Genomic DNA, 25,618 nt, shown 5'->3' with positions numbered 1-25,618 from the left:
CTATTAGGTTGTAGTTGATAACACCTGGTTCAGTGAGCTTTCCCATCCGGGAAGCCGGATACCGAACGCTGCACGGGCAGCCTCGGATGATAACAGCGAATAAGCAGGCCGCCTGGCTTTGGTGGGATATTCAGCCGTTGAAATCGGGATGAGCCGCACGGCTTTGTGCTCATTCCGGTGAGGATCTGCGGCCAGAATCGCCCTGGTGAAGCCAAACCAGCTTGTCTTTCCTGCGGCGGTCAGGTGATAGAGCCCGCCCCGGTCCCGGAGGAACCCCGAAAGGTCACTCACTCCCTGGGCCAGAATCTGGGCCGTGGCCTCGGCGATCATCCGACACCAGGTGGGGCTGCCGATCTGGTCATCCACCACCCGGATTTCCTCCCTCTCCCCGGCCAGCTTCAGCATGGTGAGCAGGAAATTCTTCCCCCGGGCTCCGTACACCCAACTGACCCGCAGGATGAGATGCGGCACACCCGCCGCCTGGACAGCCAGATCACCCTCCAGCTTGGTGCGACCGTAAGTATTCAGGGGATTGGGTGTATCGTTTTCGGTATAGGGGGAGCTTCCCCGGCCATCGAACACATAGTCGGTGGAGTAGTGCACGATAGCGGCCCCGACCCTTTTTGCCTCTTCAGCCAGAATGCCCGGTGCCCGGCCATTGATCGCCAGGGCGACATCGGGCTCTTCCTCCGCCTTGTCCACGGCTGTGTAGGCGGCGGCATTGACGATGAGCGCGGGACGGATATCCCGTACCGTTTTCCGTATCTGCTCCGGGCTGGTCAGATCGATTGCCGGATAATCCAGGGCGATGACCTCGCCCAGAACCTGCAATGTCCTGTCAAGCTCCCATCCAACCTGGCCGCCGGATCCAATCAGCAAAATTTTCACCATGATCTCCCTGATCTATCTTCGCTTTTCTCTGTGCCTCTGTGTCTCTGTGGTGTCCTTTGTATTTTCATTTTGTATTTCGTATTTTGCCTTATCCTGCACGGGTTATTTCCAGGCAACCTCCCGGCTTTCGTTTACCTCGTGCTCAGCATGCTGTACGCGTTTTTTCCTCGTGCGCCGCTTGTGTGTTTTCGTTTCCCCGTCTCCATAATACTGGTAATAATAATACTGGTAGTAATAATAGTAGCTTCGCTTGCCAAGGTCAATATTATTTATGATTCCACCGAGCATCGGGGCATTGACATTTTTCAAAAGGTCATAACCCCGCTTGATGACTTCCCTGCTGGTCACACCTCCGTGGATCACCAGAATGACACCATCGACAATGCGGCTGATGATTACCGAATCCGTTACCGCAACCAGCGGGGGTGAGTCGATGATGATATGATCGAACCGTTTTTTAAGCTCAGTCAGGATATTTTTCAGGTTATCAGAAACCAGAAGCTCGGAAGGATTGGGAGGGCGATGGCCGCAGGTTATAATCTTGAGATTGTCCACCGGTCCATTCTGCAGAACATCCTCGATCGGGCACTGGCCGATGAGCAGGTTCGAAATTCCCTTTTCATTCTTCATATTCAACAGGCGGTGAAGACGGGGTTTGCGCATATCGCAGTCAATCATGACCACCCGCGAGCCTCCCTGGGCCATGGTGATGGCCAGATTGGTCGATGTAATGGTCTTTCCTTCAGAAGGAGAGGCGCTGGTAATCAGCAATGCCTTGGGATCATGGTCGGGGAAGGAGAACAGGACGCTGGTCCGCAGGCCCTTGTAGGCCTCACTGGTATGGCTTTTGGGTTTGTGCAGGGCTATCATCTCAGGGCAGGGAAGTCCCTCTGTTTCGGATAAATCCAGATGGGGAACCGGACCGAGAAAGGTAAGGTTAAGATAGCGCTTGAGGTCTTCCGGGGTCTTGATAGTATTATCCAGATATTCAAAGAAGAAGGACAGCCCGATACCGGCAAACAGCCCGACGATCGCACCCAGTAACAGGTTGAGCTTTTTATTGGGCTTGATCGGAAATTCGGGCACTTCGGCCCGGTCGATGATCCGGATGTTGCTGTTCTTCAGGCCGCGGGTCAGATCGGTCTCTTTCAGGCGGTTCAGGACCACCTCGAACATCTGCTGGTTGCTTTCGGCATCCCGCTTCAGGACGTTGTATTGAATCGCCTTCTTGTTCAGCTCCAGGGCCTCTTCCTTTTGCTCGTTCAGGGCCTCGATCAGGACCTGCTCCTGGGCTACGGCGATTTCATACTCGGTCTTGATGCTGTTGGCAATCTTTTGAACCTCGGACTGAATCCTGTTCTTGAGAGAGGTCAATTGAGAGCTGATCTTGATGATGTGCGGATGCTTGGAACCATATTGTTTGGACTCCCGGTTATACTCGGCCAGAAGAGAGATATAATCCTTTTTCAGCTCCTGGATGAGAGGGTTATTCATGACCGAAGGGAGGGATTCGAGCATCTCCCCGCTGGCTTTAAATTTGTTTGCCTGATTATAGAGGGTCTCAAGACGGATCCTCTTGGTTTTGGCATCCGTGACTGCGGTGTTGAGCTCGGAAAGCTTCTGGACGATAATGTCCTGCTTTTCCTCAAGAGAGACAATCTTATTCTCCTCCTTATAGGAGTGAAGGGCCTCCTCGGAGGTTTCCACCTTCTTCTTGAGCTCGCCCACATTCCGGTTCAACCACTCGGAGGCATCCATCGAGGCCTCGAACTTGAGCTTCAGGTTGTGTTGAATGTACTGATCGGCCAGGACATTGACAACCCTTGCCGTCAGGGTCGGGTCATGGGCCAGAAAGCTGATGTTGACCAGGTGGCTGTTTCTGATCGGCTCGACCTGCAGCTTGTCGAGAAAGGCATCGATCAGCCTGCCTTCCTCCCGGTCACGGATCTCCTGAGGAGTCAGAGTGGCTGTTGCCGAAGAATCAGGCCGGGAAGGAAAGAAGGTATGCAGCAGGGAGCTGAGCGATTCCCTGATAGAGCTGGCGACTGTGGCAATCAGCCCTTTTTCCTGCTGAGTACTGTCAAACTCCTTGTGATGGGCAAGGTCCATGGCCTTGATGACCGCCCTGGTCAGGGACCGGCTCTGGAGAATTTTATATTGCGTCTGATAGTAGTCAAGATCCTGAGCATCCAGGGACATGACCTCCTGGATTGAGAGAACATTGGGGTTTTCCTTATCGATGAGAATCTGGGCAGTGGCCTTGTAGACCGGCTCGGCGCTGAAAGTAGCTATAGCTACGGTTACGAACACGATGATAAAGAGGGTGACGACGGTCCATCGATACTTCATGACGACCCGCCAATAGTCCCGAAGATGTATCTCTTCCTCTTGAAAGCTCAATTGTTGATGCTCCATAGATAAGTATTCCCCTATACTGATTGTGGCAACTATCCTTAAGTTTGAACTATATCGTACCCTGGAGTCAGGAGTCAGGAGTCAGAATAAGCAATCCTCTTCTCCTGACTTCTGACTTCTGGATTCTGACTCCTGAAAATAGCTTCGCCCTGTGAGTTACCTGATGCAATGATAACCCGGCCATACAACCACACCGACAATTATTCCTGCACATACATACTTCAAATAAAACGCTGCATGGTGATGCTGAAAGGGAAAACCCAAACCTTGAGATATAACTTATGAGGAGATAAACTTTGATGGATAAACAGCTAAATTCAAAAGAAACTCTCAGGAACCTTGATTATGTCATCCGGCAAAACCAGATCCGTCATTTTGGCTTTTATCTCATGCTCCTTGCCATCCAGGGTCCTGATGATCCTGATCTTTCTTTCACTGGCCTTCTGAGTAAGCCCGCCTGCCATCGAGATGGTTTGCAGTACATTAACCTCTTTTTCCAGCTTGAACCGTCCGGGAGATTTCACTTCCCCAATCACATAGAAAAACTGGGCCTTGGGAATGTAGAGAGTATCATTATTCTGAAGCTCGAAATTGAGATTGATGCCCTGATTAAAGTCGTTCAGGTTAAGAGTAATAACCTGGTTTTTGACTGCACCCTCGGATGCAGAACCCTTGCCGGGGATGGTGTTTGAGCTGTTGATTGCAGTTTCGGAGGGAAGGTCGTTTTTTCCTCCCTGAATGAGGTGTTTGATATCGTCAGGGTCAATTTTCTCCGGAGACCGGATAATATAAGCTTCCTGCCCGGCATCGGGAGTAAGTCCGCCAGCCATCGAGATGATCTCGACCATGGTGGTTACTTTGGAGAAGGGATAATAGCCGGGCTTCTCGACCTCTCCCAGCACATAAACCTTTTTGCTGTTATATTCCTTGACCGTTACCGTAACCTGGGGATTAACCAGATAACCATCTGCCAGACGGGTCCGGATCTTCTGCTGGAGATTCTCTACGGTATACCCTTCAACCTGCATTTCTCCTATCAGCGGGAAGGAAATGGTATTTTTCAATGAGACCGTCACTTCCCTCGATAAATCGGGATTATCCCAGACCTCGATTTTTAAAACATCCTGAGGACCTATAGAATAATCCTTCAACTCTATGGAGATGGAAGATGATGAGATAAGGCAGGTGATAACCAGGGAAAAGAGAACCGCTGCCAGACGCCTTAATTGAACAGAGAAGAAAAAGCAAGCTCTAGCCCAGGAAAATAAGCCGACCTTCAGGAGCATAGGCATAAATATAAGTATAGTTAGCATTCTCATCCCCTTCCCGTATTGGAGTTATCGTATTGGGCACTCGTGACCGGGGAAATCTCTCCTCCAGGCAAAAATATCCGCGAAACTCTGTACAGCGAGAAAAAAGTGAGTAAAATTAGTTGATAATTGTCACCCGAGGAAGCTCATTTGATAATTGACATACTATAGTGTAGAAGTTGAATTAATTGTAATAATTTCTTGCCAGCTTTTCGGAACGTATATTAAACCATGCCCACCCCTTTGTCAACTAGTTTTTCAGACAGCTATGTAAGAAACTTATTGTAAAATTTAGTAAATTACAAGTTAAGGAGATCCAAGCCCGGAGTCAGGAGCCAAAAGTCAATGGTCCGTGGTCAGGAGAGCGAAGTCAGGAGTCAGAAACCGGAAGTCAGAAATCAGGAGCCAGAAGTCAGGAGAAATAAAGCTAAAATAGTTATTAATTAGTATAAGTTATGAATAAATATTACATATAGATACTATACCTCGATCTGAGAGACGAGCTCACTATCGTGCCTGGTAAAAATTTATACAGATTCTGGAAGGCCAGTCCACAACAGGGGCACGCCGGCCACGCTCTTTCCGGATTCCGCCCAGCAAGATTTGAGTGCAGAATTCCTGTCGGCTCTGGCAACAATCACTCATAACAGTGCCATGACAGTAATAAAAGCCCAGATCAGAGAGCAAAGTTCCCATACCTCGTGAGCAGCAGCATTCACCCAGCAGTCATAGGATTTGTCGTGTGTAGTCGAAGCTCCGCAAGTAGTTTGTTCGCAGTCACCAGAGAAAATTACCGTTCACAATTCGCAATAATCAGATTTTCCGCTTCAGTTGTCGTGGCCGGAAGGGCTCCAATATGTTTTCGAACATCCCCCACAATTCACCGCCATGTTGAAGCTCCCCGGTCTGGGCATTTATTTCGTTACCACGTTCATTAATGCAAATGGCATGCCAAACTCAACTTAGCACACCACCAGCGATGGCTCAGCCTCTTCACGGGCATTGCTGGTGGTTCTGGACATGTACTGGCGGTACCATTTGCACAAAAAAAGTACAGCCCACATCTGCCTGGAGTAATCCCGGTTTCCCCGCCGATGGTGCTGACGGATGGAAGTTATTTCGTCAAAGTTCAGGATTTCAGATAAAAGAGAACAGTGACTGCTCTGCCCCAAATCCTCCTCTGTCAGGCAACTGTCATCCAAAAGCAGGTTTCGGAACAGGAGATCGGCTTTCTGTTCCCTGCGCCAGACAATTACCGACGGAAGAATCCCTTCCAGGGTTTTTCTTAAAAGATATCTTTCTTCTGTTCCCTTCAGCCTGAACCGGACCGGCACCCGGACGAGAAATTCCACCAGCCGGTGATTCAGAAGCGGCAGCCGGATTTCCAGGGAATTGGCCATACCGGCTCGATCGACTTTGGCCAGTACATTATCCGGTAAATAGCTCTTCATCTCCACATAGTGCAGCCGTGAGCAGGGGTCGGGACTGGCTGCCTTCTGGTAGAGATCATGGAACAGAACAAATGGATCATACCCGCGAAGTTCGGAAAAGAAATCCCTGCTCAAAAGCCGATGGATCTCTTCGGCCGAAAAACAGGCCAGGGAGTTAAAGTACGTACGGGCCAAAGATGCCCCGGACTGGCCGGGTTGCCTCTGAAGTAATCGACCTATCCATCCAACTCCCAAACAGCTCCCCGCTCCCGGAGAATAAGTATTCACCATGCCGTCTGACCACAAGCGCTGGATGCAATTATCCTCCCGGTTCAGGCCATACCGGCAGCAGGGGGTAAAGATCATTCCCCCTCCTTCTCCGGACAGGGCTACTCTGGTATGCTGTCCTGCTGCCTGCCGGGCCATTTCATAGGTCAAAACAGTTGCGGCATCGCCCAGGGGTTCATCATATGACTGGACCACCTGGTCCAACCGTTTCAGCATCATCTTCGGGTTCCCGACCCATTCCCGGTATGGAATGTCGAAATAATGGGCCAGAAGGCGTGAAAAGGGCCGCTCATCCATGTCTGACCCATCAAATCCGAGAGTATAAGCCCGCAGGTCTGCCCCCAGCCGATGCCCCACAGCCAGCAGGGTCGCCGAATCGAGCCCTCCACTCAGGAACACCTCTGCCGGCATGCCGGCAGGCAAATGACTGCTGATCGACTCCGAAAGCAGATCGAGCAGGGTGTGCTGATACTCCTCCCAAGACGACCCCTCCTCTTCCTGGGAAGGTAATTCAAGATCCCAGTACTTTCGCACCACATACCCTTCCGGAGAACAGAGCAGATAATAGCCCGGAGGGATTTTATAAATCCCCAGGAAAATGCTTTTGGGTGCCGGAACATACAGGTAAGTCAAGTAGTCGGCCAGGCTGCGGGGATTAAGCTCCCGGTCCACAGTCCGGTCCTGGAAAAGCGCTCTGATCTGGGAGGCAAACAGCAGCCGGTATCCGTCAGAACAGTAATACAGCGGCTTGATGCCCAGTTGGTCGCGGGCCAGCACCAGTTGCCTGGCCTTCTTGTCCCACAGTGCCAGGGAGAACATGCCCTGCAGATCGCCAAGAAATTGTACTCCTTTTTCCTCATAGAGGTGGAGAGCAACTTCCGCATCGGAGTCGGTCTGGAAATAATGCCCCCTGCCCCTCAGATACTGCTGCAGCTCTCGATAATTATAAATCTCTCCATCGAGGACCAGCACTTTTGAACGGTCTTCATTGAACAGCGGCTGCTGTCCTTCTTCCCTATCAATAATGCACAGCCGCCGATGTCCCAGGGCAAGCTCCCGGTCATGATATTCACCCCTCTCGTCCGGCCCCCGGTGCTTTAAGGTATTGGTCATTTTCCGAATCAACCCTTCCTGAACCGGCTGCTGATTGTAATATCCGTAAGCTCCGACAATTCCGCCCATGATTCGCGCTCCGCTGAAATTCCGGGGAAGAATGACAAATCGAGATCACAAGGTTCCCTCTGCCAGTTGAAAACCCATCAGTGTTCTTATCGGAACTTTATGGATGCTCACCAGGTAATTTCCCCTTCGGGAAGGGAACTAGAGAGAGAGCAGCGTTTTATAAATTTTGAGATACTGCTCCATTACTTCAAGCCGGGAGGGATTCTTCCCGGCCTGCTGCCTGCATCTTTCCTCACAAATGTGCCTGATTTGCCTGTTTATGAGAAGCTTGAGACACCTGCCGGTTAATTCGGAAATATCTTCAGCCCCTAAAGTTGACTGCGCCTGCTTATCCGCTTTCATCTCCCATAAATCGGCTGCTTCACCAGCCGCAGCACCTCCATCGATAAGCAGGGCATCGATCGGATCTGAAGAAAGAACTTTCTCCCCGATTGGACCCGCCGCTAACCACGGATAAACCAGAACATTGATGAGCGGATGCAGGCGTCGGGAATTCCGGGGCTTGACCTGACCGATATAAATAATATGCCCTGAAGTATCAGAACCTTGGGATTTGACTCCTGATTTTTTCTTCCTCCTGTCTCCTTCCGTGCCGGGAACAGCGAGGGAGCCGCCGGTTGAATTTCTTTCTTTCAAAAATACTCCGAGCAGGGAACTGACCCCTTGCAGATGATACAGAGAGCAGATGAAACCTGCTGTCTGATTATCCTCCTGCAAATTTGTCTCTCTGGTGCAGCCATCTTCCCGGGGAACTACGTAAACATTTTCTCCGGGAATTCCCGAACGGATGATTTCCTCCCGCTGTCTTTCTTCCCTGACCACCACAGCCCCGGCCTGCTGCCATAAAAAAGCTTCCAGATTTCTCCTCAAAACAGGGCTCGACAGCGGAGTTTCCTCCTTGCGGCCGGCAGTTAAGGTGTCCTGAACATCATCAATCTCATACAGCAGGGGTATTCTCTTTCTCCGGCAGACTTCCAGAGCGGCCAGTCCATTGGTACAGGGAGAATGGGCATGGATCAAATCTACCCTCTGCTGGGCCGCTATCTTCGAAACAGCCCGATTCAGGAGAGAAATCAGGAGCTTTTCTTTCCCCAAAAGGCAGTGTTTCCCGAAATTTTCCCCTTCTTCCGGAAAAAAGGTCCGGTAGTGATAAATCCCATCGATCAACTCCACGGGATTAGAGACAAGGGCATGCCGGGAAGAAGTGATGATCAGAGGATTGAACCCCAAATCCCGTTGCAGTTTTATCATGGTATGGCTTCTCAGGCTGTATCCGGTAACGTACGGGAGAGAATGGTCCAGGATGTGTAAAATATTCACCGGAAGCTCCCTGAGTACACCCTTCTTATCCTCCATCGTCAGTTGTATCCTCCGTACCAGGTTTAAGGTAAGTAGTAAGTGGTCAGTGGCCAGTGGCGCACGGCGTTATCCTGCGCTGGTGCTGAAACTCTCCAGAGATAGAATGGAAGTTCCTGTCCGGTCGAGTTAAATTCAGAGAGATCATTTTTCAAAAACTTTGCTATCGTACTTATCGGAAAAAAACCCTGCAGGTATCATCCATCCTGCTGGAAACTTTCTCTTTCAAAATCAGACGTAATTTTGTATACTATCTAATATCCAGTTCTATTCTCATTTACTTTCCATAATTGCTCCCAAGCCAAACCGGATGAAGCTGTCGGCAGGCAGGATTCAGCCTGGTCAAACGGAGGAAACGGTATGAAGAAAATAGATAAAATTTTGTTGCTCAAATCGAAGTTGATCTTTTTGCTGTGTATCTCGCTCTTTTTTCAGCAATTCATGAAGGCAGGCATCTTGAGGGCAGAATACTTTTATATTACCGGCAACATGTCAGCGGATATCGTTACCGAGCAGACACTTACCTTCCAGATCACGGGAGCGGTCAGCGAATTCTCCTACCGCTACTTTCACCCTGCTCAGTATACCTACCGCACGAATGTTCAGGAAGACAGCGCCTTTTCCCTTTCCTTCTCATCAGAGCCGGACATTCAGCGGCCGGGGACCGATAAGTATGGGAATTCGTATACCGATCTGATCTGGAAGGGCATCGGGAATACTGCTCTGGACATTACCATAACCCAGCAGGCAACTGTCAGGGCGATACTCGACCCCCTGGTGAGCAGTGATCCTTTCCCGGTCAATCAAGGGACTCTGCCACTTGATGTACAGCAATATCTCACAGGTACCGGTATGGTTCAATCCACCGATCAGGCGATCAAAGCCAAGGCTGATGAGCTGGTAGCCGGCTGTACCCATCAATTCCAGGCGGTTGAAAATATCGTCAAGTGGATATTGAACAACATCGAGTACGATGCAAATCCAGCTTCTGATGCCCGCTCTACCCTGATGCTCAGAAAAGGGGTCTGCACCAATTTTGCTCATCTTGCCTGTGCCCTGCTGCGGGCCGGAGGAATCCCCGCCCGCTTCGTTTCGGGAATCAGTCTGGCCAGAATGTATGACTGGTCGATCGGCTATTCGACCTACTATACGAGCTGGCTTACCGGCCCTCATTCCTGGGTCGAGGTTTACTATCCTGAACTTGGCTGGATTCCGTATGATGCCCAGCGCGATATTCACCACGTCGATATCTTTCGCCTCAAGGAGGCTCATGGAAGAGATAATTCCGATCTGTCAGCAATCTCATGGTCTTACTATCATGCCGCCCCTTCGGTTACTCAGGCAGAGACTGGCCTGGTGTTTGAGATCAAAAACGATGTAGTTCACATCAATTGCCTGAGAAAGACAGATGATATCACAGCCGGTGACTATGCTCTTTCCCTCGAGGTTACTCCCGGTGCCGTCAGTCAATCGGTTGCCCCGGCCGGTCCTGTGGCCTCGAATAGTCCAACCGGAAACAACCCCGCTTCTTCCGCCAACCCTGCCCATACATCCAGCACCGCCGGTCAATCAACACCCGGCAGACAGGCAAGCAGCTATACTCCTCCTGCGTCCGGATATACTCCTGGGTTTGGAGGGGGAATCACTGGCGGCTTTGGCAGTTCATTCTCCGGCTATAGCCCGGCAGGGAGCTTTGTCTCCAGCGGTGGCGTTACCCCTGTGGTCAGTTTTAATCCCGCCAGTCCGCTCAGCCCCTCATCCTTTTCCTATGGCCAGTCTGCTGCATACAGCCAGTCCCCCCGCCTGTACAGCGGCACGGCGTACAACTATGGCGCTGCGTATAACTATAGCCCCGCAGCATACAGTCCAGCGGCTGGCTTCGGCTATGGGGGAAGTGGGGGGGGAGGTGGAAGCGGCTTTGGCAGCATGTCCTCCGGCTGGTACAGCCCCGTGGGCAGCTTCGGCTTCACGAGTGTGGTCAGTTCGCCCATAACTTATGGCCAATTCTCCGGCACGTATGGTTACTCCTCCAGTCCGGCGTATGGTTTCGGTTTTGGGACAGGCAGCATCTTCGGCTATACCGGGTTGAGTGGGTTCCTGTGGTGATATACTGAGCCGTTGGGGTCCGTGGTGTCCGGGTCGGACCAAAGTAGACCCGGAGACCAAATACCAGCCTATCCAATGCTTGATCGATCCAAGAGGATATTCACTCGCCTGAAGATGGTGAGCCAATCCAATGGCCCGACAAATAGTGATGCGTGGCAGTTTTGAAGCAACGCTCAGTGCTGAGAGTGCATAAATTAACAGTTCTCCATAACTCGTTGATACTCCGTCTCTGAGAAAAAATGGATAAGGATTTAATGGATGAAATAAATCGCAGGTTGGAGATTGCCTTGGGGCTTTTAAGGTAAAGTTCGTGAAGTGAAGATGGTGTCATATCCTGAGTGCGCCAAGCTCAGCCTGCGTGAGTCGGAAGGAATCTGCCTCATCCCTTTTCTTATCATGCCTGTCCCCTCATCCCCTCCTGTGCCCAAATGCTTCACCGGCATGGATTCTTAAATCCTATCAAGCACAAAAGCGCCACACCGGATATACTGCATCACTTTGCTTTCACAAGGACTTTCTCTGTCGGTGGTGGAGGCGAACGATTAAGGGAAGCCGTATGTTTTCACGGTAAACCCAACACCCCCCGAAAAATCCGGTTGCCTATTACCGCGCCTTTTCCTGGAATTGCCGGGCCTGGTACAGGAATGCCTCCAGCCGGGTCTTGATGGAGGTTTGCTCGAGGCCGTCATACGCCAGGTTCAGGAAAGGAAAATCGCGGTAGTCCATCCGCACTCGTTTCATGATCGTGGAAGCGATGGTTCCCGGCATGCAGGTGAAGGGCATGACATTGATCAATCCGTCCATGTTTTTAGCGGCATAATCTATGGCCTTGCCAATGCTCAGGATGGCCTCACCCTCGAAGGAGGAATGCAGGTAGGGGCGGCTGTTATCGAGGAGCTGCTCGATCGAAGGGTCTTTTCCGTCGAGAATGGCCGGGCAGAGCAGGCGGTGAATTTTGCGCTCGTCCTTCTTTTGCAGAATATCCCGGATCATGGTCGAAAGCAGGTTTTTCAGATTCTGATTGACCAGGCTGTGAATCTTGCTGGTGTAATTGATATAATGGAACCACTCGGTAATTGGCGGCATCCAGACCTCCCCGCCGAGGGCTTCGATTCTGCGGATCAGGTCGTTGTTACTGAAGCGGTTGGACCTGACAAAAATCTCGCCCACAATACCGATGATTGGCCGCTGTGTTTTCGGCTCCCGGCGAAATTCGCCGAGGATCCGCAGGATCTGCCCGATAACCGGAAAGGCAGCCCCTTGAGTTTCGATAGTCTGGCAGAGCAGGGACAGGCATTGGTTATAAATCCGGTCTGCCTCCCCGGGAGAGCTTTCATAGGGCCGGTTTTGCAGAAGCCACTTTTCGAGGTAGTCGGTAATAACGATCCCCTGCCAGGCAAGACGAATAAACTTTCTCCCCATGATCCCCAGCTCACGGTAAAAAGTTTCCCCCTGACTCGGAGAATAGATTGGCACTTCGGGAAGACCCAGGCGGTCGAGGACCAGCCGGTGCAGCTGATAGTACTGCCCGAACCGGCAGGGACCATCGCCGGAAGGCATGAGAAAGGCGCTCTTTTCAGGATCGAACTGGGATGAACGGGTGATTTTTACCATGTCGCCGGTTGTTACCAGGCAGGGAAAGCACTCCTTGCCGGAGGTGTACATCCGGCCATACTGCAGGGTCTGCTCGTCGGACTCCGGTATGACCTCGGCCATTATTCCCTGGGATCTGAAGGCGGCACACAGGGCATGGGCATGTCCGGCCATGGGGGGAATGTAGAGCTTGCGGTGAGAATAGGTATCCTTCCGGCATGAATTTGAAGAGACCGTCCGGCACATCACGGTTTCAGGCATATCACCGGCCACAGCCTGCTGCCGCTGCCGGCTTCGCAGACTATCGACAAAGGCTTCACAGCGGGTGATTATTCCGGCACCGGCGCTGTGCTCGTCAACCTCGATCTGCAGGTAGGGCTTTCCACTCATCGTGTGCTGGAAAAACTGGGTGATGAACGAATCAGGGCCGCAGCTGAAATTCGTCAGGTAGATGGCATACAAGTTTGCCCGTGTTCGGATAAACCGGGCAGCGCTCAGGATTCTTTGCCCGTAGCGCCAGTACATATTGGGCCAGTTTTCGGCGATCTGGTTCTGGTGGAGCGGCAGAAAGTCCATCGGAATGATCAGAAAGCCCATTTCGCGAAAAATTCTGGGAATCTCCAGATTCAGCCCGAAATCGCAGCCATTGTAGGGCCGGCTGATCAGGACCATTGCCTTCTCCTGTTCCGGGAGTGTGCTGATAATCTCTTCTCCCTTTTTTTGGAGGGCGGCATGGAAGGAGCTTTGGGCAGCGTAAGCCCGGTCAATGGCTTTTCCGGTGTCCGCCGCGGATTTTCCCAGGCTTCGGCCAAGGGGGATGAGGCTTTTGCGGATAGATTTCAGTCCTCTTCGCAGGTATACCACAGGCCGCAGAAGCTTTGTCCCGCTCTGTTCGATATTGATAGCCGCGGCGGCGGTGTAGGGAATCGTCTGGACGTAGGGACAGTTGAAACTGTCATGGATACCGTTCTGCTCGGTTGGCATGTTGATGATGCTGGGCAAAAAGAGATAATCGACCTTTTGCCGGAGGAGGTTATGGATATGTCCATAGGCCACCTTGATGGGAAAGCAGGTATCGTCCACAGCCGCCTGTACCCCCTGGTTGATGATCTCCTTGTTCGTTGCCTGAGAGAGGATGACTTCAAGCCCCAGGGCCGTAAAGAAGGTCCGCCAGAAGGGAAGCCACTCGTGAAAGAACAGGCATAAGGGGATACCTATCTTTGTGCGAGGCGCGCTGGAAGAAGATGAATCCCCGGCTGGAGTCAGGTACTGCCGGTGAAGCTCCTGTGACCGGAAGGCAAACAGATCGAGGGGATGGGCGGAGAGTTTTTCTCCTTTTTTTTCATCGTAGCGGTCACACCGGCTGCCGTAGAAAAGCGGCCGGTCCTGATCGAGCACGACCTTTTTAATCTGGCAGTGATTGGCGCATCCTGCGCATTCAAAGCTCTCGATTTCATAGCGGCGGTGGCTCAGATCAAATCCCCGGAATTTGCTCTGGGTCCAGGTCTGCTCCTCCTGGGCGATCAGGGCCACGCCGATGGCCCCGGTAACTTCGTGGTGTTCGGGAACGATCACCGGCTTTTGCAGGACCTGCCCGAAGGCAGCGACCACGCCTTTATTGGCTGCCACTCCGCCCTGGAAGAATATCCGGTTTCCAACCCTGCGTCCGGCCACCACGCGGTTCAGGTAGTTATGAACGATCGAATAGCTGAGACCGGCCACCAGGTTCTCCTTGGCGGCACCGCTCTGCTGATGGTGGACAAGGTCAGACTCCATGAATACGGTACAGCGCTCCCCCATCCTTACGGGAGCGGAAGCACAGAGGGCCAGGTTTCCGAACTCCTCCTTGATATTGATGCCGATCTTTTCCGCCTGCTCTTCCAGGAAAGAGCCGGTTCCGGCAGCGCACACCTTATTCATCTCGAAATCCACGACCGCACCCTGATCGAGGCTGATGTACTTGGAATCCTGGCCGCCGATTTCGAAGATAGTATCGACCTGCCGGTCAATGGCTGCCGCGGCCTTGGCCTGGGCGGTGATCTCGTTTTTGATGATATCGGCCCCCACGAAATCCCCGATCAGGTATCTTCCCGATCCGGTGGTGCCCACTCCGCAGATTCTGACCCGGTCCTGGAGCTCCCGCCCGACTTCATCAAGCCCCGTGCGGACCGCTTCGATCGGGCGTCCGGCAGTCATCAGGTATCTTTTTGCCAGGACCTTTTTGTTGCTGTCGATCACTACCACATTGGTACTGATCGAGCCGACGTCGATTCCCAGAAAGGCCGGAATCGGCTTTGCGTCTCTCCCGCTCTGGCCGTTCCCTGCCCCGGATGGTTTTCCCGCATCCGCAGGGCGTTTTCCCGAAGACGGGGGCTTGCCAGCGTGCAGCGGCGGCAGGTGGGATTCCTGATAGCGGTCCTGGTTCAAATAATCGGCTATCGTTTTCAGGACATTCCTTCCCCTGATGAATTTCGGGGTTTCGAGCGCGACCAGGGCAGCTCCGATAGCGCCCATGCAGTTATAGTACTTCGGGATGATCAACTCTCCCGGAGCGAGCTTGAAAAGCGTCTCAAACGCCCTCACCATGCCCTTATTGGCGGCAACTCCTCCCTGAAAGAGAATGGGCTTCTGGAACTCCTTCCCCTTGCCGATGCTTCCCCTGAAGTTTCGGGCCATAGCCATGCACAGCCCGGCAATGATGTCATAGTCCGGGGTGGCCTCCTGCTGGAGGTGGATCATATCCGATTTGGCAAAAACGCTGCACCGCCCGGCAATACGGGCCGGGTTTTTCGACTTCATGGCCAGTTCGCCGAACTCTTCCTCGATCGAGATGCCGAGCCGCGAAGCCTGCTGGTCGAGAAAAGAGCCGGTACCCGCAGCGCACATGGTATTCATGGCAAAATCCTTCAGGACCAGAGATTGTGAGGACTGCTGGTAGTCGAGCAGAATGAGTTTGGAATCCTCGCCGCCGATTTCGATAATGGTTCTGGCCTCGGGATGAAGCAGGATGACCGCTTTCATCTGGGCGATGATTTCATTGATAAAGAACGTATCCAGCAGATGGCTCAGGATCAGTCCGCCGGTCCCGGTAAACGACAGGCTGATGGAATCTTCGGCCAGAAAATCGGCAAACTCTTTCTCCAGCACTTCAAGGGTCTTGAGAATAGGCTGTCCTTTGACCCGGTGATAGGAAGTCCTGATAATCTCACGATCCTGGTTAACGAGGGCAAAGTCGACGCTGATCGATCCGATGTCAATCCCAAGACACAATATCTTTTTCCTGCCCTCAGATTTTTCGCGCATTTTTCGTCACTCCCTTCCAACCAAATGTAATTCTAACCTCTCCTCTTTCACTATAACCAGAAATGAAAGCTAAAATAATAGTATATTCCCGATGATTTATCAAGGTACTTTCTGTTTCCTCATTTTGGTCTTTACACAAGATTAAGAACGATATATACTTACCTATTCAAGTAACTGTAACCAAGAACCCTGCCTGCATCATCGTCGAGCAGCCGGCACCGTAAGGGAAAAAGTCCAATGAGCTTCTTTCACTCCATACTCCTGGGAATTATTCAGGGCCTGACCGAGTTTTTCCCGGTAAGCAGTTCAGGTCATCTGGTAATTATCGAATCTTTTCTAAAAAATTTTGACCGTCCAGGATTATTATTCGAAATTTTCCTCCATTTGGGCACACTTTTGTCTGTTTTCGCCTATTACCGCAAGGAAATTGCCCGGATTATCGAGGGGCTCCTGAGATGGAAGCCCGATCCGGGGGCCGGGGCTCTTCAGCGCGGGCGGAAGGTTTTTCTCATGATGGTGATCGGGTCCGTGCCAACGGCCATAATCGGATTTGCCTCCAAGGATTTCTTCGAGCAAATCTTTTCAAACACTTATCTCGTACTTTTGGCCCTCTGTATTACCGGCGGGCTGTTAATGCTTGCCAGCAGGCGCATGAATGCCACCCGGAAGCTGGAAAAGATGACTATCCAGGATGCACTGCTCATCGGCCTTTTCCAGGGGATTGCCATAACTCCGGGCATATCCCGCTCCGGGGCGACCATTGCCATGGGTCTTTTTTGCGGCCTGGAGCCTTCGGCCTGTGTCGAGTATTCCTTCCTGCTGTCCATTCCGGCCATACTGGGGGCCACAGTTCTGGAGGCAAAGGACAGCATGCATCTTCTTTGGCAGCCGGGTATCAACTTACCGGCCATCCTGGCGGGCACCCTGGCAGCCGCCGTTGTCGGCTATTTGGCCATCAAATACCTCCTCAAGCTCCTCTCCCGACAGCGGCTGTCCCTGTTTGCCTGGTACTGCTGGCTGGTGGCGATCGGCAGCGGGCTGCTTCTCTATCTGAAAAAAGTCTGAGGTTATGGAGCTGTCTATGAATACATTACTCCCTGTCTTTTCTCCGGGTATCTCTGTGTCTCTGTGCCTCTGTGGTGTCGTTGGTATTGGTATTTGTATTTTATTTATTTGTGGACAACCCCAATGGATTCATTAAAGCAGCGGCTGGTTCAGGAAATTCTCGGAGTGGTTTTTTTTGCCCTGGCCCTTTTCATTCTCCTGAGCCTGTTGAGCTACCATCCCCAGGACCCCTCCTTCAGCAGCGTCGGATCGTATGCTGTTCATAATCTCATGGGCAGCTTCGGCGCATGGCTGGCCGATCATCTCGTGATCATTATTGGCGGCGTCGCTTTCCTGATCCCTCTCGTTCTCATTTTTTGGGGCTGGCGTATGATTACCCTACGCGGCTGGAATCACTCGTTCTCTCAATGGCTGGGGATTCTTCTTCTGCTGCCTTCGACCTGCGGCCTGCTGTCGCTGATCCTGGGCGGTTTAAACGGCGAGACCTTCGCCGGGTTCCGTCACGGCGGGCTGACCGGCTATCTGGTCATCAATTCCCTGCAAATGGTTTCCTCGTTCGGCACCCTGGGCACCTTTATCATCCTGCTGACCATGTTTTCGATTTCCCTGATCCTCCTGACGCAGGTTTCAGTACTCGACCTCATTCTCCCCCTCCCCTCCCTCGTGGTCCAGGCTGTGACTTTCCTCTGGGACCGGGTCAGGGGCAGCCGGGGGAGCGAGGATAAGCCCTCATCGCACGGGAAGAAGGATAAAAAACAATCGAAAAAATCACCCGGCAAGGGAAAGCGCAAGGAAAAGCAGTCTCAGGCTGATGAAGAAGATGCATTCGAGGAAATCCTGTCCGGACCTAAAGGGGCTCTTCCTCCCCTGTCTTTGCTCGAACAGACCCAGAAAACGGAGACTGCCGAGAGCAAACAGTGGATTCAGGACAGTTGCCGGAAGCTGGAAGAAAAGCTCCTGAACTTTGCGGTTCAGGGCAAGGTCGTTCAGGTGCTTCCCGGCCCGGTCGTAACCCGGTATGAGTTCGAGCCTGCACCGGGGGTCAAGATTTCCAAAATCGCCAATCTGTCCGATGATCTGGCTCTGGCCATGAAAGCCCTGTCGGTGCGGATCGTGGCCCCGGTTCCCGGCAAAAGCGTGGTCGGCCTGGAAATCCCCAACCAGCAGCGGGAGGTGGTGTACCTTCGGGAAATCCTGGAATCGGAGCAGTTTACCAAGGCAAATTCCCGGCTGACCCTGGCCCTTGGCAAGGACATTGCCGGTACCCCCTATGTCACCGACCTGGCCAGGATGCCTCATCTTCTGATTGCCGGAGCAACAGGATCAGGCAAGAGCGTGGCCATCAACGCCCTGATTTGCAGCATTCTTTTCAATGCCACCCCTGACGAGGTGAAGTTTATCATGATCGACCCCAAGATGCTCGAGCTGGGAGTCTATAATGACATTCCCCACCTTTTGACCCCGGTGGTGGTGGAGCCGAAGGAGGCGGCCAGCGCTCTTCGGTGGGCTACCCAGGAGATGGAAAACCGCTACCGGATCCTGGCCGACCGGGGAGTCAGGAACATCGGCCAGTATAATCACCAGGTCCTCTCCGAGGATAAAAAGCCCTCCCCGCCCGCGCCTGAAGGATCGCCGGAAGAGTCCCCGGCAGGGATACTGCACCACAGCCCTCTGCCCTACATCGTCATTGTTATCGACGAATTCGCCGATCTGATGATCATGTCGGCCCGCGAAGTGGAGACCCTGCTTATCCGCCTCGCCCAGATGGCCAGAGCTGTAGGCATCCATCTGATTATCGCCACCCAGCGCCCGTCGGTTGACGTAGTGACCGGCCTGATCAAAGCCAACTTTCCCAGCCGGATATCCTTCCGGGTCTCCTCGAAAACCGACTCCCGAACCATTCTGGATGCCAATGGAGCGGAAAAACTGCTGGGACTGGGAGATATGCTGTTTCTGCCGCCCGGAAGCTCCGACCTGGTCCGGCTTCACGGCTCTTCCATTACCGAAGGGGAGATCAAGCGGCTGGTAAAATACCTGGCTTCACAGGGGAAGCCGGAATATGACGATACCATCCTGTCCTTCTGCGGGGATGATGCCAAGCCCGGAAGCAAGCAGGACGAGGAGGAGTACGATGACCTGTATGACAAGGCCGTGGACCTGGTGATCAAAACCAGGCAGGCCTCGATTTCCATGATTCAGCGCCGCCTGAGAATCGGATACAACCGGGCGGCACGGATGATCGAGCTTATGGAGCGTGACGGAGTGGTAAGTAAACCCCAGGGAAGCAAACCAAGGGAGGTGTTAATTGGCAGGGATTATGAAAAATAAGATCGTTTATTATGGCATGGCGGCTTTTTTTCTGGTATCGGCGGCACTGTTTCAGGTGATCAGCCCTCATCCTTCATGGGGGGGAGAATCGCAGGGGAAGAAATTAGAGGGAGGGCCGCAGGCGGTCAAAGCCGAGCCGGTTGTCCGGCGGGTCCAGGAGTGGTATGATAAGCTCACCGATCTTCAGGCGGATTTCCGGCAAAAGAGCTTCAGTCAAACCCTGAACACAACCACCGAGGCCAGAGGGAAAATCTATTTTAAAAAGCCGAACCTGATGAAATGGGATTACGAATCTCCCGAAAAGCAAATATATGTCATCAATCAAAAAGACTTCTGGTGGTATGTACCGGAGGATGCCCAGGTAGTGAAACGAAAGGCCAGCACGGTCCTGCAGGACACGACACCCCTGTCCTTTCTTTCCGGCCTCGGGAATTTGCAGCAGAGCTTTATCATCAGCCTGGCAGATGGAGGATCGCAGCCGGATGACTCCGGAGTCGTTCTGCTCAACCTGGTGCCCCGCCGGGCACAGGCCAATATAAAAAAGATGCAATTGAAACTGGAGGCCAGGGAACTGGGCATTACCGGGATCATTCTGGTTGATCCCTACGGAAATACCAATGATATCGATTTTCTCCACCTTCAGCGCAACCAGGGGTTAGCGGATACGATATTTCATTTCGTTCCTCCCAGGGGCGTGGAGGTGATCGATGAGGATGTGCCGGATACGGGAAAGCCGGTAAGTCCTGTTACCCATTGACAAGCAGGGGATTTTGTCTTATTCTTATGAAAAGAAAGGACTTTAACAGTAACTATCGAAAAACGAAGAGATAATATCGTATGGCCATCTTGGAAATTTTCAAATATCCGGCTTCCGTTTTGCGGGAAAAGGCTGCTGTGGTCAATCAGTCTGACCTGTCGGTCAGAAAGCTGGTCGCGGACATGCTGGAAACAATGTATGGTGCACCGGGCGTAGGCCTGGCGGCCCCGCAGGTGGGAGTTTTACAAAGGATTGTAGTTATTGACGTCGCTACTGAAGACAAGGGCAAGGATCCGCTGATACTCATCAACCCCGAAATCATCCATTCCGATGGAGAGATGATAACCGGGGAAGAAGGCTGTCTGAGTATTCCTGAAGTATGGGGCGATGTAAGCCGGTTTCAGCGTGTCAGGCTGAAATTCTTCGATTTGGCCGGGATCGAGCATGAGCTGACCGCAGAAAACCTTTTAGCCCGGGTGATCCAGCATGAAGTGGACCACCTGGACGGGGTCCTGTTTATCGACCGGATGAGCAAGATCAAACGGGACCTGCTCAAAATGAAACTGCGCAAAAAAGCCAAACTGGCAGCCAGGGAGTAAAGACAAAGGCAAAAACAGAGACAAAGACAAAGGACACCACAGAGACACAGAGGCACAGAGGTACACAGAGAAAAGCAGAAGAGTGGAGCGGGGAGTTCCTGATATGGAAGAAGCGACAGGCAGGGGAGGGGGAAGGGAGAATAAGGAGGAACCAATACGATGAGGATCGTCTTTTTCGGGTCCGCTGATTTTTCCTGCCCATCCCTTGAGGCCCTCGTTCACAGCCGCCATCAGGTCGAAATGGTGATTACCCAGCCCGACCGTCCAAAGGGACGGGGGCAGCGGCCGTATCCCTCGCCGGTCAAGGTCCTGGCGCAGCAAACAGGGCTTCGCGTCGAGCAGCCGGAAAAAGCATCGAGTCCGCAGGGCAGGGAGCTTGTTCAGCAGGCCGGGCCGGAACTGGTGGTGGTGGTTGCCTACGGGCAGATACTGTCACAAAGTCTGTTATCGATCCCCGTCCACGGCTGCGTTAATGTCCACGGCTCACTCCTGCCCCGGCACCGGGGAGCATCTCCGATCCAGTGGGCAATCATCGAGGGAGATGAAATCACGGGAGTGACCACCATCCAGATGGATGCGGGCATGGATACGGGCGATATCCTGCTGCAGAAAGAAATTGCCATCCTGCCCGATGATACGGCAGGAACACTCTCTCCTCGACTGGCCCGGCTGGGAGCGGAGGTTTTGATGGAAACACTGGCCATGTATGAGGAGGGGAAGGTAATTCGCCATAAGCAGCGCAATGATCTGGCTACCTATACCCGGCTGTTAAAAAAGGAGGACGGTGCAATCGACTGGACTCAGCCGGCCGAAAAAATCTGCAGGTTGATTCGCGGTTTGAATCCCTGGCCAGGAGCATTTTCCTATTTGAACGGACGACGGATAAAATTATTGCAGGCACAAATCGTCAAGCAGCAGGGAGGTGATTGTCCCGGTAGAATCGTACATGCTGATCGAAGGGAAGGACTGGTTGTCGAGGCAGGAGAAAACAGCATGCTGGCTATTACCCGGCTTCAGCATGAAGGGAAACAGGCAATGTCTGCCTGGGAATACCTCCAGGGAGTTCGCGATCAGGAACTGGAAGGCCAGCGATGGTCAGGCACAGCCTAGAGGCAGCAACTTCAGATGTTCCCCTTCTTTGATGGGAACATCCCTTCCACTCCTCCCCCTTGAGGCAGGGAGCCCCTGTGGCAGGGGAGGCTGGGTGGGGGTGATGGTTATTTTTACCATCCTCGTTAAGAATAAGGAAGATGGGGAACATCTTTAGACAACCGCATCCCCTTGAATATAAAATATAATGAGGTCATTGAGGAAAGGAGGTTGAACCTCTATGAATTCAATCAAGACAACGTTTTTGATGGTTTTACTGACAGTACTGCTGGTTCTTGCAGGTAATGCCATAGGTGGCGAACAGGGATTGATTATGGCTTTCGTGTTGGCGCTCGTCATGAATGTCGGCACATACTGGTTCAGTGACAAGATTGTATTGGCAATGTACCGGGCTCAGGAGGTCGGCAGGGAGCAGGCACCGGAGCTGTACGATATCGTGGAAACACTGACCAGAAAGGCCGGCCTTCCCATGCCGCGGATATACATCACCCCCCAGGATACTCCCAATGCTTTTGCTACGGGAAGAAATCCGAGGCATGCCGCCGTGGCGGTCACTTCGGGTATTCTCAGGATTCTCGACCGCGATGAGCTGGCCGGGGTGCTGGCCCATGAGCTGTCGCATGTCAAACACCGGGATATCCTGATCAGCACTATTGCCGCTGTCATAGCCGGGGCTATTACCATGCTGGCCTCAATGGCCAGATGGGCATTCATCTTCGGAGGAATGGGAGGCGGTGACCGCGACCGCAGGGGAGGAGGAAACGCTCTTGCCGCCCTGGTGATGATGATCCTTGCTCCGATTGCCGCCGCGATGATTCAGATGGCTATCTCACGGTCCCGTGAATATATGGCTGATGAAGAGGGGGCAAAGATAAGCGGCCACCCGCTCTGGCTGGCCAATGCCCTGCGCAAACTCGAACGGGGAAACCGGGTTGTTCCAATGCAGGCCAACCCCTCCACTGCTCATATGTTTATCATTAACCCGCTGCACGGCGGAGGACTTCAGGCGCTCTTCAGTACCCATCCGCCGCTTCAAGACAGAATTGCCCGGTTGGAGAGAATGGCTTGAGATCGCGGCCGGATCTCACGGCGCGTTCATCGACCGTGACCAGAGAGGAATAGAATGAACCGGAGGGTGGGGCACTTTTTTGCCCCACCACTATCTCATGCTAAAACCAGTGGCCAACTGAAAAAACCTTCCTGCTTTCCAGAAGGAGGCATTTAACGGATCTTTTTTCCGATCCGGTGCCAGATTGTCTGCCCGTGAAGGGCACCGGGCCAATAGATCATAAATGCCTTGCCGAGGATTTTTGATCTTTTGACCGGTCCGAATGTTCTGCTGTCCATGCTCCAGTCCCGGTTATCGCCCATGACAAAAAAAGAATCAGGCGGGACGGTCAAGGGTCCGAAATTATCCAGCTCAGGATAATTTGCCACCTGATTCCCTGCGTGAATTATGTACTTTTCCTGAACTCGCCGTCCGTTGATGTAGCACTGTTTACGGTGGATCCAGATTGTTTCTCCCGGAAGACCGATAATCCGCTTGATGAAATACTGGCTCTCGTTCTTGGGATATTTAAACACGACCACATCAAGCCTTTGCGGATGAGCAAACTTGTAAACCAGCTCATTTACCAGAATATGGTCACCATCCAGAATGGTGGGCAGCATGGAAGTGGCCACTACCCGATAGGCATGAACGATATTATCCTTGGTGATTTGAGAGAACAGGGGATTGATAACGTACCAGCTGAGGAAAATAAAGATGATATAGACAGAAGACTTGTTGTATGGCTTCAGACAGTAATTGCTCCCTTTGCTTTTCGCTGTCTTCCAGCTTATCCGAAAGATATAGATAAAGTAAATAAAGCCCAGGGTGAGGGTCATAAGATTCAGGGGAAAGGGGAGGAAAAGGATCAAAAAGGCTGCCAGCAGGCTCAACCCGAATGACCCCAGGTAATATCGGATCCCCTGCATTAACTCACCGTTATAGACCTGCCCCAGCCCGATTACAAACAGGGTTAAAAGACCGGCGACCCAGGGCAGGCGCGCTTTCTGAATCAAATCCCCCGATTCTGAAAAACCGTCTCCAGAGTCGAGTATCTCAAGAGATTCCTTTTTCCCTTCGTCTGTTTCAGTAATTCCCATTTTTCCGATAACCTTCCTCTCGACAAAAATCACCCCCACCCGACATCCCCTGTTACCTTCAGGGAGCCCCTGTGGCGGGAACTCCCTACCTCAATCTGACATCTATTTATCGTATAATATGAATAAATCCTGCTCATTTCAAAGTGGCATTTTGTAATCATGGCCGGTTAGTACAATGAGACATGGAAGAATGATCTCCCGCAGAGACGCAGAGGCGCAGAGGTGGAATTCATATTGGCAAGCTGAGGAGTAGTGTTTTTCTCCCTCGCCCCTTTGGGGAGAGGGTCGGGGTGAGGGGGTGTATGATAAGGCAAACATGCTGGCCCCTCACCTGTCACAGAGGAAGCCTGGTTTATTGCTGTCAAGTTTTGTATCTGAGTAGTTACGGTCAAGCCTGGTTTCTACTCATTTTCAATGAAATAGCGAAATATAAGTGACAGAAAGCAAAAAATGTATCATAAAATCTTACAAAAATTTTGGACATCAAATAAGAGAAATAAAAATTCCTTGACAATAAAATCTCATTAGTGTATTCTTAAATTCTTAGAAACAGTTGCCTCTGGGATGGAGATTATCTAAATAAGGTAAGTTTTCTCTTGGGGGGGCGCATTAAGTTGTGGATAGGTTATCTGAAACTATGGGAGCCTATAGCTTTTCCTGAGCTTTACAGAAACATCCCAACTTAAGAAACAGTTATGAAAGGAGGGATATTTCGTATGGCTCAAGGACGAGTAAAGTGGTTTAATGATCAGAAAGGCTTTGGCTTCATCACGGTTTCAGGTGAAAACAAAGACGTTTTTGTACATTATTCAGCAATCTCGGGATCAGGCTTCAAGAGTATTCAGGAAAACCAACTGGTAGAATTCGATATTCAGCAAGGTCCCAAAGGACCCCAGGCTGTGAACGTACGCCCCTGCTAACTGGGCTGATTGTTCCCTGAATTACCGAGAGCGGCGCTTTTCAAAGTGCCGCTCTTTTTTTATATTTTGGCATGTTTTATTTATCCGGCATACTTCTTACACGCCTGTGCTCACAGGCAGTGTTGATAGCCTTATCCCTTCCTAATCCGAATGGCACTTACCGAAGCCGTAGGCTCTTACCTAACTACACGGCCAATTATCATCCTGTACGGCGGCAGCCGCTTTGGACTGATCAGATCGTTTGACTATTTCCAAGACCCACTGGCATTGTTCCCTGACCCAATCAATCAACTTTCCAGAATAACCACCATCGGCCCAGATCAGTTTTAGCCGAGGGAATCGTCCAAGAACCTTTTCGAGCACTAACTTTGCTCCATCCCGATCTTGAATATTGGCAGCGGGCACAACCACCATCAGAACTAATCCCATAGTATCAACCAATTCAATGCTCGTAAGGTCTGGAGGATATGCTTTTCTTGCCATCTTGGGGCTGCTCCACGTAAGGTTTATCGATGTACTACTCTTACACCTTATTTCGGAGCAGTCCTACTTATAAATCACCTCAAAGATACCCCCACTTATTTTTCAGACAGCCTCTCATACAAGATGGGGAACATCTGATACACAGCCTAGATCTTTTGCACGGTATCCTGAAAATGTTCCCCACGGGCGTGGGGATCTATGGCGCTTATGTTCCCCATGGATCACAGTAACAATCTCTCTCCCTTTCCATAAACATATCTACTATGCAACAAAATGCATAGTATGACTTACACCTGCCAATTTTGGTACCACTTGATTATCCTTGCTCAAGAGA

General features: G+C 51.9%; 15 protein-coding genes and 1 pseudogene. 8 read left to right on the top strand and 8 right to left on the bottom strand.

The features are described from left to right. Positions 1–3: 3 nt before the first annotated feature. The 5 genes from rfbD to AB1611_13245 all read right to left on the bottom strand — a co-directional run bounded on the left by rfbD (position 4) and on the right by AB1611_13245 (position 8,872). Positions 4–888 (bottom strand): dTDP-4-dehydrorhamnose reductase, encoded by an 885-nt coding sequence (rfbD, locus tag AB1611_13265; protein MEW6380557.1) that lies wholly within the window; start codon positions 886–888, stop codon positions 4–6. A 105-nt stretch (positions 889–993) separates the two neighbouring features. After that, on the bottom strand, positions 994–3,306 hold the full coding sequence (locus AB1611_13260; GenBank protein ID MEW6380556.1) for a polysaccharide biosynthesis tyrosine autokinase: 2,313 nt from the start codon (positions 3,304–3,306) through the stop codon (positions 994–996). A gap of 317 nt (positions 3,307–3,623) precedes the next feature. Next, positions 3,624–4,619, bottom strand: coding sequence for a polysaccharide biosynthesis/export family protein (locus AB1611_13255; protein ID MEW6380555.1), 996 nt, complete (start codon positions 4,617–4,619; stop codon positions 3,624–3,626). Between the two features lie 959 nt (positions 4,620–5,578). After that, the gene (gene asnB / locus AB1611_13250) at positions 5,579–7,516 is read right to left on the bottom strand and encodes an asparagine synthase (glutamine-hydrolyzing) (GenBank protein ID MEW6380554.1); all 1,938 of its coding nucleotides are present in this window, start codon (positions 7,514–7,516) and stop codon (positions 5,579–5,581) included. Positions 7,517–7,654: 138 nt separating this feature from the next. After that, complete coding sequence (locus AB1611_13245) at positions 7,655–8,872, bottom strand: glycosyltransferase (GenBank protein ID MEW6380553.1); 1,218 nt, start codon at positions 8,870–8,872, stop codon at positions 7,655–7,657. A 360-nt stretch (positions 8,873–9,232) separates the two neighbouring features. Between AB1611_13245 and AB1611_13240 the strand changes: the two genes are divergently transcribed. Next, entirely contained in the window at positions 9,233–10,978 is a 1,746-nt protein-coding gene (locus AB1611_13240) for a transglutaminase domain-containing protein (GenBank protein MEW6380552.1), read from the top strand. Positions 10,979–11,581: 603 nt separating this feature from the next. Here AB1611_13240 and AB1611_13235 read toward each other — a convergent pair. Then, positions 11,582–15,874, bottom strand: a complete 4,293-nt coding sequence (locus tag AB1611_13235) for an acyl-CoA dehydratase activase (GenBank protein ID MEW6380551.1) — start codon at positions 15,872–15,874, stop codon at positions 11,582–11,584. A gap of 237 nt (positions 15,875–16,111) precedes the next feature. Here AB1611_13235 and uppP point away from each other — a divergent pair, with 237 nt between their 5' ends. The 6 genes from uppP (at position 16,112) to htpX (ending at position 22,802) form a co-directional block, all read left to right on the top strand. Further along, the gene (gene uppP / locus AB1611_13230; protein MEW6380550.1) at positions 16,112–16,939 is read left to right on the top strand and encodes an undecaprenyl-diphosphatase UppP; all 828 of its coding nucleotides are present in this window, start codon (positions 16,112–16,114) and stop codon (positions 16,937–16,939) included. Positions 16,940–17,062: 123 nt separating this feature from the next. Next, positions 17,063–19,267 carry a DNA translocase FtsK 4TM domain-containing protein gene (locus tag AB1611_13225; protein ID MEW6380549.1) on the top strand — a complete coding sequence of 735 codons (2,205 nt, stop codon included), beginning with the start codon at positions 17,063–17,065 and terminating at the stop codon, positions 19,265–19,267. Further along, positions 19,257–20,024, top strand: coding sequence for an outer membrane lipoprotein chaperone LolA (gene lolA, locus AB1611_13220; GenBank protein ID MEW6380548.1), 768 nt, complete (start codon positions 19,257–19,259; stop codon positions 20,022–20,024). Before AB1611_13225 ends, lolA begins: the two co-directional genes overlap by 11 nt. A gap of 80 nt (positions 20,025–20,104) precedes the next feature. After that, entirely contained in the window at positions 20,105–20,623 is a 519-nt protein-coding gene (def, locus tag AB1611_13215) for a peptide deformylase (GenBank protein MEW6380547.1), read from the top strand. A 159-nt stretch (positions 20,624–20,782) separates the two neighbouring features. Then, positions 20,783–21,733 (top strand): methionyl-tRNA formyltransferase, encoded by a 951-nt coding sequence (gene fmt, locus AB1611_13210; protein ID MEW6380546.1) that lies wholly within the window; start codon positions 20,783–20,785, stop codon positions 21,731–21,733. A 220-nt stretch (positions 21,734–21,953) separates the two neighbouring features. Beyond that, on the top strand, positions 21,954–22,802 hold the full coding sequence (gene htpX, locus AB1611_13205; GenBank protein ID MEW6380545.1) for a zinc metalloprotease HtpX: 849 nt from the start codon (positions 21,954–21,956) through the stop codon (positions 22,800–22,802). Positions 22,803–22,954: 152 nt separating this feature from the next. On the opposite strand, the gene lepB is transcribed toward htpX, so the two are convergent. Continuing rightward, entirely contained in the window at positions 22,955–23,881 is a 927-nt protein-coding gene (gene lepB, locus AB1611_13200; GenBank protein MEW6380544.1) for a signal peptidase I, read from the bottom strand. Between the two features lie 716 nt (positions 23,882–24,597). Here lepB and AB1611_13195 point away from each other — a divergent pair. Further along, a complete protein-coding gene (locus AB1611_13195) occupies positions 24,598–24,801 on the top strand; it encodes a cold-shock protein (protein MEW6380543.1) in 204 nt (67 codons plus the stop codon). A gap of 231 nt (positions 24,802–25,032) precedes the next feature. Here AB1611_13195 and AB1611_13190 read toward each other — a convergent pair. Next, positions 25,033–25,311 (bottom strand): annotated as a pseudogene (locus AB1611_13190) (transposase). Positions 25,312–25,618: the final 307 nt, after the last annotated feature.

The organism is bacterium (genome assembly GCA_040755755.1).
In the GTDB taxonomy this organism is placed as follows: domain Bacteria; phylum SZUA-182; class SZUA-182; order DTGQ01; family DTGQ01; genus DTGQ01.
This window is presented reverse-complemented; position numbering and strand designations above follow the sequence as displayed.

What these genes read in the sequence shown, in the direction of transcription:
- AB1611_13260 (MEW6380556.1), bottom strand. Translation starts at nt 3,306, where the DNA reads ATGGAGCATCAACAATTGAGCTTTCAAGAGGAAGAGATACATCTTCGG.
- AB1611_13255 (MEW6380555.1), bottom strand. Translation starts at nt 4,619, where the DNA reads ATGCTAACTATACTTATATTTATGCCTATGCTCCTGAAGGTCGGCTTA.
- asnB (MEW6380554.1), bottom strand. Translation starts at nt 7,516, where the DNA reads ATGGGCGGAATTGTCGGAGCTTACGGATATTACAATCAGCAGCCGGTT.
- AB1611_13245 (MEW6380553.1), bottom strand. Translation starts at nt 8,872, where the DNA reads ATGGAGGATAAGAAGGGTGTACTCAGGGAGCTTCCGGTGAATATTTTA.
- AB1611_13240 (MEW6380552.1), top strand. Translation starts at nt 9,233, where the DNA reads ATGAAGAAAATAGATAAAATTTTGTTGCTCAAATCGAAGTTGATCTTT.
- AB1611_13235 (MEW6380551.1), bottom strand. Translation starts at nt 15,874, where the DNA reads ATGCGCGAAAAATCTGAGGGCAGGAAAAAGATATTGTGTCTTGGGATT.
- uppP (MEW6380550.1), top strand. Translation starts at nt 16,112, where the DNA reads ATGAGCTTCTTTCACTCCATACTCCTGGGAATTATTCAGGGCCTGACC.
- AB1611_13225 (MEW6380549.1), top strand. Translation starts at nt 17,063, where the DNA reads ATGGATTCATTAAAGCAGCGGCTGGTTCAGGAAATTCTCGGAGTGGTT.
- lolA (MEW6380548.1), top strand. Translation starts at nt 19,257, where the DNA reads ATGAAAAATAAGATCGTTTATTATGGCATGGCGGCTTTTTTTCTGGTA.
- def (MEW6380547.1), top strand. Translation starts at nt 20,105, where the DNA reads ATGGCCATCTTGGAAATTTTCAAATATCCGGCTTCCGTTTTGCGGGAA.
- fmt (MEW6380546.1), top strand. Translation starts at nt 20,783, where the DNA reads ATGAGGATCGTCTTTTTCGGGTCCGCTGATTTTTCCTGCCCATCCCTT.
- htpX (MEW6380545.1), top strand. Translation starts at nt 21,954, where the DNA reads ATGAATTCAATCAAGACAACGTTTTTGATGGTTTTACTGACAGTACTG.
- lepB (MEW6380544.1), bottom strand. Translation starts at nt 23,881, where the DNA reads ATGGGAATTACTGAAACAGACGAAGGGAAAAAGGAATCTCTTGAGATA.
- AB1611_13195 (MEW6380543.1), top strand. Translation starts at nt 24,598, where the DNA reads ATGGCTCAAGGACGAGTAAAGTGGTTTAATGATCAGAAAGGCTTTGGC.